At 69.0% G+C, this 12,576-nt stretch carries 8 protein-coding genes; 4 read left to right on the top strand and 4 right to left on the bottom strand.

Annotated features, from left to right (window positions below; translation table 11 throughout):
• The first annotated feature begins 8 nt into the window (after positions 1 to 8).
• Both AMK58_RS10750 and AMK58_RS10745 read left to right on the top strand, forming a co-directional pair.
• On the top strand, positions 9 to 764 hold the full coding sequence (locus tag AMK58_RS10750; protein ID WP_035675211.1) for a DsbA family protein: 756 nt from the start codon (positions 9 to 11) through the stop codon (positions 762 to 764).
• A gap of 20 nt (positions 765 to 784) precedes the next feature.
• Positions 785 to 1,396: an HAD family hydrolase gene (locus AMK58_RS10745; protein WP_035675209.1), complete on the top strand. Its 612-nt coding sequence runs from the start codon at positions 785 to 787 to the stop codon at positions 1,394 to 1,396.
• 12 nt (positions 1,397 to 1,408) lie between these two features.
• On the opposite strand, the gene greB is transcribed toward AMK58_RS10745, so the two are convergent.
• Together greB and AMK58_RS10735 are read right to left on the bottom strand one after the other, a co-directional pair.
• Positions 1,409 to 1,972: a transcription elongation factor GreB gene (greB, locus tag AMK58_RS10740; protein WP_035675207.1), complete on the bottom strand. Its 564-nt coding sequence runs from the start codon at positions 1,970 to 1,972 to the stop codon at positions 1,409 to 1,411.
• A gap of 82 nt (positions 1,973 to 2,054) precedes the next feature.
• Complete coding sequence (locus tag AMK58_RS10735) at positions 2,055 to 5,228, bottom strand: Rne/Rng family ribonuclease (RefSeq protein WP_059398879.1); 3,174 nt, start codon at positions 5,226 to 5,228, stop codon at positions 2,055 to 2,057.
• Positions 5,229 to 5,811: 583 nt separating this feature from the next.
• Here AMK58_RS10735 and AMK58_RS10730 point away from each other — a divergent pair.
• Both AMK58_RS10730 and AMK58_RS10725 read left to right on the top strand, forming a co-directional pair.
• Positions 5,812 to 7,110 (top strand): N-acetylmuramoyl-L-alanine amidase, encoded by a 1,299-nt coding sequence (locus tag AMK58_RS10730; RefSeq protein ID WP_059398878.1) that lies wholly within the window; start codon positions 5,812 to 5,814, stop codon positions 7,108 to 7,110.
• Positions 7,111 to 7,361: 251 nt separating this feature from the next.
• Entirely contained in the window at positions 7,362 to 9,872 is a 2,511-nt protein-coding gene (locus tag AMK58_RS10725; protein WP_059398877.1) for a penicillin-binding protein 1A, read from the top strand.
• An 85-nt stretch (positions 9,873 to 9,957) separates the two neighbouring features.
• Here AMK58_RS10725 and AMK58_RS10720 read toward each other — a convergent pair whose 3' ends face one another.
• Positions 9,958 to 10,914, bottom strand: a complete 957-nt coding sequence (locus AMK58_RS10720) for an SGNH/GDSL hydrolase family protein (protein WP_035675197.1) — start codon at positions 10,912 to 10,914, stop codon at positions 9,958 to 9,960.
• 13 nt (positions 10,915 to 10,927) lie between these two features.
• Positions 10,928 to 12,367: an MBOAT family O-acyltransferase gene (locus AMK58_RS10715; RefSeq protein WP_035675194.1), complete on the bottom strand. Its 1,440-nt coding sequence runs from the start codon at positions 12,365 to 12,367 to the stop codon at positions 10,928 to 10,930.
• Positions 12,368 to 12,576: the final 209 nt, after the last annotated feature.

Genomic DNA, 12,576 nt, shown 5'->3' with positions numbered 1-12,576 from the left:
AGTTCGACATGACCCGCTTCCGCCCCGCCGCCCTGGCGCTCGCCGCCGCGCTGGCCCTTCCGACGGGGCTGCTGGCCCCCGCCCTCCAGGCGCAGAGCCCGATGGACGACGCCCAGCGCAAGGCCGTCGAGGAGGTCGTGCGCGACTACATCCTGAAGAACCCGGAAATCATCCTGGAGGCCGTGGACTCGCTCCAGAAGCGCCAGAAGATGGCCGAGGAGCAGAAGGCCAAGACGGCGCTGGCCGAGAACAAGGCGGCGCTGTTCCAGAACCCCGCCGATCCGGTCGCCGGCAACCCCAAGGGCGACGTGACGGTGGTCGAGTTCTTCGACTACCAGTGCGGCTATTGCAAGGCCGTGCAGGCCGACACCGAGCGGCTGATCAAGGACGACGGCAAGCTGCGCTTCGTCTTCAAGGAGTTCCCGATCCTCAGCCCGGCCTCGCTGACCGCGGCCAAGGCGGCCCTGGCGTCGCGCGGGCAGGGCAAGTATCTGGAATTCCACAATGCCCTGATGGCCCACCGCGGCCAGCTCGACGACGACGTGATCCAGCGGCTGGCCAAGTCGGTCGGGCTGGACACCGACAAGCTGAAGAAGGACATGAACAGCCCCGAGGTGCTGAAGGTCATCGCCGCCAACCAGGCGCTGGCCGAGGAGCTGGGCATCCGCGGCACCCCGGCCTTCATCATCGGCGACGAGCTGGTCCCCGGCGCGATCAAGCTGGACCAGATGAAGGACCTCGTCGCCGCGGCCCGCAAGGGCTGAGGCCGGGACGGGAATTGACGATGACCAAGCCGACCACCGTCGTCTTCGACATCGGGCAGGTGCTCATCGAATGGGACCCGCGGCATCTCTACCGCGAGCTGTTCGACGGGTACGAGGACCTGATGGAGGACTTCCTCGACACCGTCTGCACCCCCGCCTGGAACCTGGAGCAGGACCGCGGCCGCCCGTGGGACGAGGCGGTCGCCACGCTGGCCGCCGAGTTTCCCGACTGCCGCGAGCTGATCCGCGCCTATCACGAGCGGTGGGAGGAGATGGTCCCCGGCCCGATGGCCGGGACGCCGGAGATCCTGATGGAGCTGAAGCAGCGCGGGACGCCGCTCTACTCCATCACCAACTTCTCGTCGGAGAAGCTCGCGTTGACCCGCAGGCGCTTCGATTTCCTGAACGTCTTCGACGGGATCATCGTGTCCGGCGATGAAAGGCTGGTGAAGCCGGACCCGGCGATCTTCCAGCTCCTGCTCGACCGCTACCGCTTGGCGGCGGCGGATTGCGTCTTCATTGACGACAGCCCGGCCAACGTCGAGGCCGCCCGCGTCCTCGGCATGACGGCGCACCGTTTCTCCGGCGCCGCCGGCCTGCGCGCCGAACTGGAGGAGCTGGGGCTTCTGTAGCCCCAGTCTTCTTTATGCTTCGTCGCCCGGATAGCGGATGGCGACGACCTCGATCTGCTCCAGCCCGGCGGGGGTGCGCAGGTCCACCACGTCGCCCTCCTGCGCCTTCAGCAAGGCGCGGGCGATGGGTGAAATCCAGCTCACATGGGCGCGGTCCATGTCCACCTCGTCGGCGCCGACGATGGTGATGGTGTTCTCCGTCCCATCCTCCCGCGCGTAGGTGACGGTGGCGCCGAAGTACACGCGGTCGCGGTTCTTCTGGAGCGTGGGATCGACCACCTCCGCCGATTCCAGGCGCTTGGTCAGGAAGCGGATGCGCCGGTCAATCTCACGCAGGCGCTTCTTGCCGTAGATGTAGTCGCCGTTTTCCGAACGGTCGCCGTTGCCGGCGGCCCAGGACACCACCTCGACCACCTTTGGACGCTCGACGCGCAGCAGCGAGCGCAACTCCTCCTGCATGCGCTGGAAGCCTTCGGGCGTCATGTAGTTCTTCACGCCCTTGGGCAAGGGTTTGGGATCGTCGGCCTCGTCGTCGTCGGGGGCGGAGTCGTTCTCCCGGGTGAAGGCCTTGCTCATGGTCGGGACCCTTCGCGGTTCTCAGGAAAAGGAAAAGGCGCCGCGAGGCGCCTTTTCCAGTCTTTACGGCGATGAAGCGCGCTTAGCGGCTCCACCAACCCCGGCGCGGCTTGGCCTCCGGAGCGGCGCTGGCCGGCTCATTGGACGGGGCCGGGGCCGCCGGCGCCTCGCTGACCGCCGGAGCGGGCGCCGCCTCGGCGGGAGCGTCCGCCGCGGTCTTGCGCTTGCGCGCCGGGCGCTTCTTCGGCTCCTCGGCGACCGGAGCCGCAACCGGGGCCGGAGCAGGCGCCGCCTCGGCGGGAGCGTCCGCCGCGGTCTTGCGCTTGCGCGCCGGGCGCTTCTTCGGCTCCTCGGCGACCGGGGCCGCAACCGGCGCCGGGGCAGGGGCAGGGGCGGCCTCGGCGGCTGCGGTCTTCGCCTTGCGGCTGCGCGACGGCTTGGCCGGCGGCGGAGCGGTTTCCTCCGGAGCGGCGGCCTTCGCAGCGGCCTTGGCATCCTTGGCGGCGCCCTTCGCGGCGCGCTTCGGCTTGGCGGGGGCCGCTTCCGGTTCCGCCGTTACCGCTTGGGCCGTCACCGCTTCGGCGGCCTCGGCGGCGATTGCCTTGGCGCGGCCACGGCGCGGCTTGCGGGCCGGAGCCTCCTCGACCACCGGGGCGGCTTCCTCGGCGGGACCCTCCGCGGCGGTGTCCGCGGCGGTTTCCGGAGCAGCCTCGGCGGCCACGGCGCTGGTCAGGACCCAGTCGAACTCGACCGGTTCCATGTCCGCCGGCAGTTCCGGCGGGTTGACGGCGCGGCCGGCCTCGACGGCGGTCGGGAAGGACTCGGCTTCCGCCTCGCCCTCGGTGCCGTCGGTGGGCAGACCCTCGCCGGACTCCAGGCCCTCGCGCTGGCGGGACCGCCGGCGACCACCGCGCTTGCCGCGGCGGCGCTTCTTGCGCTCGCCGTTGCCGTCGCCGTCGCCGTTCGTCTCGAAGGCGTCGGCGCCGTCTTCCGCCTCGGACGCGGCCAGGTCGGCCTCCTCATCCTCGTCGTCCTCGATGTGGGCGGGGCCGACATCGACGTCGTTGATGACGAACTCCGGAGCGTCGATCTGGGCGCGCTCGATGGCTTCCTCGTCGACCGCCGTCTCGTCGTCGGCGTCGGCAGCCTCCGCTTCGACCTCGTCGCCCTCGGTCGCCTCGTCGGACACTTCGGCGGACTCGCCGAACGGCGCGCGGCCATCCTCGCGGTCACGCCCGCGGCCACGGCGGCGGCGGCGGCGGCGGCGGCGGTCGCCCTCGCTCTCCCCGGCGGCGTCGGCGCGTTCCGCCACCTCGGCCCCGGCGACCTCGGCGGCCTCGACGACGGGCGCCTCTTCCTCGGCCTCCTCGGCCTCGGCGGCCAGGATGCGGTCGGTCTCGGCCAGGACGCGCTCGGCGCTGACCAGCGGCACGTCGTCCTCCGGCGTGCGGGCCTTCACGCGCTCAAGCCGCAGGTCCGGCGCGATCAGCGTGTCGTCGGCCTGGACCATGACGCGGAACCGGTAGCGGTCCTCGATCTTGGTCAGCTCCCCGCGCTTCTGGTTGAGGATGTAGAGGGCGATGCGGGTCGGCACGAAGACGGTGATCTCCGACGACCGCTTGCGGATGCCCTCCTCCTCGATGGCGCGCAGCACGTGCAGCGAGGCGGACTCCACCGAGCGGATGACGCCGGTGCCGGAGCAGTGCGGGCAGCGCTCGAAGTTGGTTTCCAGCAGGGACGGGCGCAGGCGCTGGCGCGACAGTTCCAGCAGGCCGAAGGCGGAGATGCGGCCGAGCTGGATGCGCGCCCGGTCGTTCTTCATCGCCTCCTTCAGGCGGCGCTCCACCGCGGCGTTGTTGCGGGGCTCCTCCATGTCGATGAAATCGATCACGATGAGGCCCGCAAGGTCACGCAGGCGGAGCTGGCGCGCCACCTCGTCGGCGGCTTCGAGGTTGGTCTTGTAGGCCGTTTCCTCGATGTTGCGCTCTCGCGTCGACTTGCCCGAGTTGACGTCGATGGAAACCAGCGCCTCGGTCGGGTTGATGACGATGTAGCCGCCGGAGCGGAGCTGCACGACCGGGCTGTGGATCGCGTCGATCTGCGTTTCCACCTGATAGCGGTGGAACAGCGGGATCGTGTCGTCCTGATACTGCATGACGCGCTTGGTGTGGCTCGGCATCATCATGCGCATGAAGTCGCGCGCGGTGTTGAAGCCGGCGCTGCCCTCCACCCAGATCTCGTCGATGTCATCGGTGTAGAGATCGCGGATCGAGCGCTTGATGAGGTTCGCCTCCTCATAGATGAGGCAGGGCGCGGAGGACTTCAGCGTCTGGACGCGGATGTCGTCCCACAGGCGCAGCAGATATTCGAGGTCGCGCTTGATTTCCTGCTTAGAGCGCTCCAGCCCCGCGGTGCGCAGGATGACCGCCATGCCTTCCGGAATGTCGAGATCGGACAGGATCTCCTTCAGGCGCTTGCGGTCGGCCGGGTTGGTGATCTTGCGGGAAATCCCGCCGCCGCGGCCCGTGTTGGGCATCAGCACGCAGTAGCGGCCGGGCAGCGACAGGTAGGTGGTCAGCGCCGCACCCTTGTTGCCGCGCTCCTCCTTGGTCACCTGGACCAGCATGACCTGCCGGCGCTTGATGACCTCCTGGATCTTGTAGCTGCGCAGCGGGCGGGCGCGGCGGCGGTGGGCCTCCTCGACCTCGTCCCCGCCGATGACGTCCGGGCTCTCGGCCGGAGCGGCGCCTTCCGGAGCCTCGTCCGAGTCCGCGGCCTCGTCCGAACCACCGTCCGAACCGGCGTCGGTGGCGAAGGCCGGGATGTCGCCTTCGAACCCGTCGCCCTCGGTCTCGGCGTAGGAGCCGGGCATCGGGGAATTTTCCTCGACCACCACATCCGGGCGGATCGGCTCGGCCATCACCGCGCCATCGGCGGCGGCCTCGGCGCGGGCCTCGGCCTGCTCCTCGAGCCGGCGCTCCTCGGCCAGCAGGGCCTCACGGTCGGCGATCGGGATGCGGTAGTAGTCGGGGTGGATTTCCGAGAAGGCGAGGAAGCCGTGGCGGTTCCCGCCATATTCCACGAAGGCCGCCTGGAGCGACGGCTCGACCCGGGTCACCTTGGCAAGGTAGATGTTGCCCTTGAGTTGCTTCCGGGTGGCGATTTCGAAGTCGAGGTCTTCGAGTCTGTTCCCATTGACCACGGCAACCCGGGTTTCCTCCGGGTGCGTGGCGTCCACCAGCATGCGCTTGGCCATACAAGATCCCCATGACGCCCCAGGCCGCCCGCGCGACGGTCAAGCCGCCGGGGCGCGTCATCGTTGTGAGCGAAGCCTGCGGAACCGGCCCCTAACCCGTCGAACGGCGCTGACGAAGCAGCCAGGACGGGTCGGGCTTCGGCCTCCGGGTAACGGCCTTGCGGCCGGCACCAGCTTCGAGGTTTCGTCCCAATCCACCGGCAACCCAGAAGCGTCACGCCCCGGACCGCGCCCGATGATGTAAATTTCGGCCGTGGGGGTCCGCGGGCGACGCCCACAGCCACTCCAAAGAGAAACCTCCCGGAAGAGTGGGCTGGTGGGTCGCGGTATGTCGCAGAGCTACCATAGACAAGCACGAAACCATGCACAACGTGGAATTCGGCGAAAGTTGCGGTCCACCGCATCCGGTTCGGCGGCATTCCGCCGGGATGGGGGCGAAGCAGGGCACTGTTGCACGAACGGCACCCTCGCCGACAATTCCGCCACGGCCCCGGAAACCACCGTTGAGCGCCTTGATTTCGCTGCGCTATAGCTGACCGCTGGCTTTGCCGGTTTGTGGTTTCTGATGGAACGGATGCCCCGATTGCTCGCGATTGTCGCTGCGCTGGGCGCCCTTCTGGGGGCGGTCGCCCTGCCGTGCGCTCCGGCGCAGGCCCAGACCACCGCGGCGCTGCCCTTTCCGCCGCCGGTGCAGGAGCGGGTGTCCGTCCTGAACGCGCGGCTCGGCCTGCATCCCGACAAGACGCGGCTGGTTCTGGAACTCACCGACTCGGTGCCCTTCACCGTGTCGGTGCACGGCTCGCCCTACCGCGTCGTGGTCGATCTGCCGGACGTGAGCTGGCCGGGCGGCAACACGGTGATGGCGGGCAAGGGCGTGGTCGCCCGCTACCGCTTCGAAGGACGCGACGGCGGCGCCTCCCGCCTCGTGGTGGAGACCGACGGCCCGGCGCGGGTGGTCGAATCCTACCTCATCCCGCCGCGCGACGGCTTCAAGCCGCGCTTCGTCCTCGACATCGCCCGCACCACCCCGGCGCAATTCGCCGCCTCCGCCCCGGTCGCCGCGACCACCAGCACCGCGTCGGTGAGCCGCGAGGCGGCGCGCCCGCCGGCGAAGAGGGACCCCATCGTGCCGGTCGCCGCGGCCCTGCCGCCGCCGGTCCCGCCACGGGCGGCGCCGGTGCCGGAAAAGCCGATGGTCGTGGTCGATCCCGGCCATGGCGGAGTCGATCCCGGCGCGGTCGGGGTCGGCGGAGTCTATGAGAAGGACATCACGCTGGCGATGGCGCGCGAGCTGAAGCGCCAGCTGGAGGGCAGCGGCCGCTACCGGGTGCGGCTGACCCGCGACAAGGATGTGTTCATCCGCCTGCGCGACCGCGTGGCCATCGCGCGGGAGGCCAACGCCGACCTGTTCCTGTCGCTGCACGCCGACAGCATCGGCTCCGCCAACATGCGCGGCCTGTCCATCTACACCCTGTCCGACCGGGCGTCCGACCGCGAGGCGGAGATGCTGGCCGCCAAGGAGAACCGGGCCGACGCGCTGGCCGGCATGGACCTGTCCTCCGAGAACGATCTGGTGGCCTCGATTCTCATCGACCTCGCCCAGCGCGACACGATGAACCACTCCAAGCGCTTCGCCAACATGGCGCTGGAGCATCTCGGCCGCGAGGTCAAGCTGATCCCCAACAAGCCGCACCGTCAGGCCGGCTTCGCCGTGCTGACCGCGCCGGACATGCCGTCCGCGCTGGTCGAGATGGGCTACCTGTCGAGCCCCCAGGACGTCAGCCTGCTGAGCAAGTCGGCCCACCGCGAGAAGCTGGGCCGCGGCATGGTCCGCACCATCGACGCCTATTTCAAATGGCTGACCGGGGCGCAGAAGAGCTGAGAGGCGCCCCGCCGGGCACCGCCGCCCGGCGCCAGCCATGCGGGCGGGGGCGGGCGGGCATACGCTTTACCCGCTCACCACTTTCTTGCATGCGCCTTGTGGCCGTCACATTTTCCTGACATGGCTGCGAGGGAGTCGGACTGCCGCCCCTCGCGGTGTAGGATGCCGCCCATCGGATGGTTCCGCGTCTTCCCGGTCTCTGTCCCGGATGAAGGCGGCGGTGCCGCCGCCATGCCTGTCTGGGAACCGTCATGCGCTTTATTCTGTCCGCCCTGATGGCCGTCGTGATCCTCGCCCTGGCCGGGGCGGGGGGGCTGGTCTACATGCTGGACCATTACGATCACGAACTGCCGGACTACACCAAGCTCGCCAACTACGAACCGCCGGTGACCACCCGCGTCCATGCGGGCGACGGACGCCTGTTGGCGGAGTTCGCGTCGGAAAAGCGCGTGTTCGTCCCCATCGACGCCATGCCGAAGCGCGTGACCAACGCCTTCCTGTCCGCCGAGGACAAGAACTTCTACGACCACAAGGGCATCGACCCCGTCGGCATCGCCCGTGCCATCCTGACCAACGTGGAGAATCTCGGCCGCGACCGCCGGCCGATGGGCGCCTCGACGATCACGCAGCAGGTCGCCAAGAACATGCTGCTGACCAACGAGGTGTCCTTCTCGCGCAAGATCAAGGAGGCGATCCTGGCGGTCCGCATCGAGCGGGCCTTCAGCAAGGACCGCATCCTTGAGCTGTACCTGAACGAGATCTTCCTGGGGTACCGCTCCTACGGCGTGGCGGCGGCGGCGCTGAACTACTTCAACAAGGCGCTGGACGAGCTGGACATCGAGGAGGCGGCCTATCTGGCGGCCCTGCCCAAGGCGCCCAGCAACTACCACCCGGAACGCCAGCGCGACGCCGCCATCGCGCGGCGCAACTGGGTGATCGGGCGCATGGCCGAGGACGGGCACATCACCCCGGAAGAGGCCAAAATCGCCCAGTCCAAGCCCCTGGTCGTGCGCAAGCGCGACGAGCAGGAGTATGTGACGTCGGAGTATTTCGCCGAGGAGGTCCGGCGCGAGCTGGTGAAGCTCTACGGCGAGCAGGCGCTCTACGAGGGCGGCCTGTCGGTCCGCGCCTCGATGGACCCGGTGCTCCAGCAGGCGGCGACGAAGGCGCTGCGCACCGGGCTGGTGCAGTACGACCGCCGCCACGGCTACCGCGGGCCGGTCGGCAAGATGGAGAATTTCGACAACTGGGCGAAGAAGCTCGCCTCCATGGCGCCGCCTTCCGGCTCCGAGGGCTGGCATCTGGCGGTGGTGCTGAAGGACGACGAGGCGGCGGCGCTCGACATCGGCCTGCCGGACGGCTCGCGCGGCCGCGTGCCGCTGGCCGAACTGCGCTGGGCGCGGGCGCAGCGCGACGACAACCGGCTCGGCCCGGAAATCCGCCGCCCCTCCGACGTCGCCAAGCTGGGCGACCTGATCCTGGTCGAGGCCGCCGGCAAGGACGAAAAGGGCAAGGAGCCGCCGGCGGGCACCTACGCGCTGCGGCAGGTCCCGGCGGTGCAGGGCGGTCTGGTCGCGCTCGACCCGCACACCGGCCGTGTGCTCGCCATGGTCGGCGGCTTCTCGCCGCACATGAGCTCCTTCAACCGCGCCACCCAGGCGATGCGGCAGCCGGGCTCCTCCTTCAAGCCCTTCGTCTATCTGACGGCGCTGAACCAAGGCTTCACCCCGTCCTCGCTGGTGATGGACGCGCCGTTCGAATACGACCCCGGCCACGGCCAGCCGATCTGGCGGCCGGAGAATTACAGCCACGAGTTCTACGGTCCGACGCCGCTGCGCGCCGGCATCGAAAAGTCGCGGAACGTCATGACTGTCCGTCTGGCCCAGGCCGTCGGTATGGACAAGGTGAAGGCGGTGGCCGAGAATTTCGGCATCACCGACAACCTCCAGCCCTACCTGCCGATGTCGCTCGGTGCCGGCGAGACGACGGTGCTGCGCCTTGCCACCGCCTACGCCATGCTGGCCAACGGCGGCAAGCGGGTCAGCCCGACCTTCATCGACCGGGTGCAGGACCGCAACGGCAAGACCGTCTTCCGCCACGACACGCGCCCCTGCGCCTCGTGCAACCAGGTGGCCTGGAACGACGGGCTGACCGTTCCCGCCGTCGCCGACACGCGGGAGCAGGTGAACGACCCGCGCACCGTCTACCAGATGGTCTCCATGCTGGAGGGCGTCGTCCAGCGCGGCACGGCGACGAAGCTGCTGTCGCTGGGCAAGCCGCTGGCCGGCAAGACCGGTACGACCAACGACAGCCACGACGCGTGGTTCATGGGCTTCTCGCCTGACCTCGTCGTCGGCACCTACATCGGCTTCGACCAGCCGCGCTCGCTGGGTGCCCGCGAAACCGGCGGCTCGGCGGCGGTGCCGGTGTTCAAGGACGTGATGGAGGTGGCGCTGAAGGACCAGCCGGCGACGCCGTTCCGCGTGCCGCGCGGCCTGCGCCTCGTCCGCGTCAACCCGGAGAACGGCCGCCTCGCCCAGCCGGGCGAGCGCAAGGCGATTTGGGAGGCCTTCATCCCCGGCACCGAGCCGAACCCCGACCAGCCGCAGATGGTGCTGGATGGCTCGGCTCACGCCGCGGACGGGGGCTGGACCGGCGGGGTGCCGGGCGGCGATCCGGCGGTCCAGCAGCCGCCGGGCGGCTGGGGCGCTCCGGCGGCCCCGCCCTCCGCGGCGACGGTGGGGACCGGCGGTCTCTACTGACCGGGCCGGTTCGACAGGACGGGTTCGACAAAGAAAAGCCCCGCTTCCCGGTTCGGGAGGCGGGGCTTTTCTTTTGGGCGGTGGTTCAGGGCCGCGCGGCGGTATGGGTGTCCGGGCGGAGCTGGGCGATGGCGTCGGCAGGCGCCGTGTCGGTGGGGCAGTCGGCCAGCGGGCGCAGCCGGTCCTCCATCCGCGCCAACATCAGGCGGACCCCCTCCTGGTTGATGTGCAGGGCGTCCACGAAATGGGCCTCGTCCTCGACCTCGCGGCGGGTGTCGATCACCGGCACGTCGGGCGGCAGGCGGGCCTTCAGATCCTCGAAGAAGGCGTCGAAGTTGGTCACCTTCGCGATGTAGCCGGGGAAGAAGGGCGTGATGACCACAGCGACCCGCGTGCCCTTCTCCCGCGCCGTGCCGATGATGCGGTCCAGCGCGTCCCAATTCGGCTGGAAACCCTCCATCCGCTCCGTCGGCGCCTTTTCGAGCTGGGCCTTGAGGAAGGGCGACATGGTGCCGCTCAGCGTCCGGTCGCCGGTCGGGTGCAGCCCGTCGAAGGCCAGCCGGATCGTCTGGTTGTTGTTGAAGATCAGCGTGTTGAACAGCTTGTTGGAGGCCCACATGGTGGCGTCGACCTGCCGGATGAAGCCGTCCACCCGCTCCGAATAGTAGGCCAGCAGCGGCAGGTCGGCGAGCGCCCTGGGATCGTCGACCACGCTCGTCGGTTCGACCAGCAGCAGGCGGGGGGCGCCGTGCCGGTCGAGATAATCCTCCCACAGCAGGTCGCCGACCGTGGTGGGGGCGCCGCCCATGCCCAGGTTCAGCACCCGGCCGCAGGTCAGCGCCTGCACCTCCTCCACCGGGAAGTGGTTGTCGGCGCGGGAGTTGCCCAGGATCACCACGTCGGCGGGCGGCCCGTCGCGGTAGACGGTCATGAAGCGGTCCGACGACTGGAGGAGCGTGTCGCCCATCCAGGACGCCACCGCGCGGTCCATGGCGACCACCATGCCCAGGATCAGTCCGACGACGGCCAAAAGGCGGATCATGGTACAGGCTCCCTCAGAACTGGAAATAGATGAAGGATCGGTTGGCGAAATTGCCGAAGAGCAGGAGCATCAGGATCAGCGTGGCGCAGCCGGCGGAGCGGACCACGACGTTGACCCCGGCGTAGCGGCGGCCGGCGCCGAACTCGATCATCGCGTCGATCATCAGCACGACGAGGCCGAACAGGGCGACGCGGACCAGATAGCTCATCTGCTGCATGCCGCGCGGCAGGCTGAAATCGCCCTCGGCGATGATGCCCAGGATGGTCCGCACCGTGTGCATGTCGTCGGCGCGGAAGGGCAGCCAGGTCAGCGTGATCAGCAGGAAGACCAGACCGACCGTCAGCAGCTTGCCGGCCATCAGCGGCGCGCCGCTCAGCCGCAGCGGCCTGCGCTTGGCCAGCCAGCGCAGGCCGTCCTCCGCCGCCATCAGGGTGGCGTGCATGGCGCCCCACAGGACGAAGGTCCAGGCGGCGCCGTGCCACAGGCCGGACACCAGCATCACGATGGTCAGGTTGCGGATGCGCAGCCAATGGGTGCGCCCGCCGCCCATCGGGATGTAGACGTAGTCGCGGAACCATGTGGACAGCGAGATGTGCCAGCGCCGCCAGAAATCCTTCACGCCCAAGGCGAAGTAGGGGCGGGCGAAGTTCTGGCAGAGCGTGTAGCCGAAGATCTGCGCCAGGCCGATGGCGATCAGCGAGTAGCCGGCGAAGTCGCCGTAGATCTGCAGCGAGAAGCAGATCAGGCCGATGACGTGGTTCAGCGCGTTGAAGAACTCCGGCTGGGCGAAGCGCGCGTCGACCACGGCGGCGGCGTTGTCGGCCAGACCGAGCTTGAGGAAATAGCCCCAGATGATCTTCTCCAGCCCGGCGAAGCGGAAGGCGAAGCTGACGTCGTGGCGCGGGCCGTTCTGGATCTGGGGCAGCAGGTCGCGCGCCCGGACGATCGGCCCGGCGACGAGCTGCGGGAAGAAGGCGACGAAGGTCGCGTAACGCAGCAGCGACCGCTCCGGCTTCTCCAGATGGCCGAGATAGAGGTCCAGCGTGTAGCTGAGATTCTGGAAGGTGTAGAAGGAAATGCCGACGGGCAGGATGATGGACAGCGTGCGGTGCCCGACATCGAGGCCGAGCGAGGCCAGCGCCACCTGCGCGCTGTCGATGAAGAAGTTGAAGTATTTGAAAAAGAACAGGATCGCCAGATTGGTGGCGAGGCTGAGCTGCATGAAGATGCGGGCGGTGGCCCGGTTCGGCGCGTCGGCGATGCGCAGGCCGCAATAGAAGTCGAGCAGCGTCGTGCCGGCGAGCAGCAGACAGAATCGGTAATCCCAGAAGCCGTAGAAGATGTAGCTGGACACCAGCAGCAGCGGCGTGAAGAGCCGCGTCCTGGCGAGCATCATGAAGCCCGCCGTGAAGGCCGTGATGAACAGCAGGAACCCCAGGCTGGTGAAGTTCATCGGGGGGCCGCTCTTGTTGTTGGGAAAATGGGGGCGCCGACAGCCCGCGCCCGCCGGATGACGGGCACGAACGTTGGTGACGCTATCACGGGGGGCTGCCCCTTAATCGCGCCGCGAAAGTGGTTTTGCGGTGCGAAAACGGTTTCATCCGAGTGGGTTGGCCGGGCGCTCCGGTGACGGAGTGGTGCTCCGGCGGGTTACCGTTCCGG

This window comes from Azospirillum brasilense (assembly GCF_001315015.1).
GTDB lineage: Bacteria > Pseudomonadota > Alphaproteobacteria > Azospirillales > Azospirillaceae > Azospirillum > Azospirillum brasilense.
Note: the sequence above shows the minus strand (reverse complement) of the source record. Positions and strands in the feature narration are given on the sequence as shown.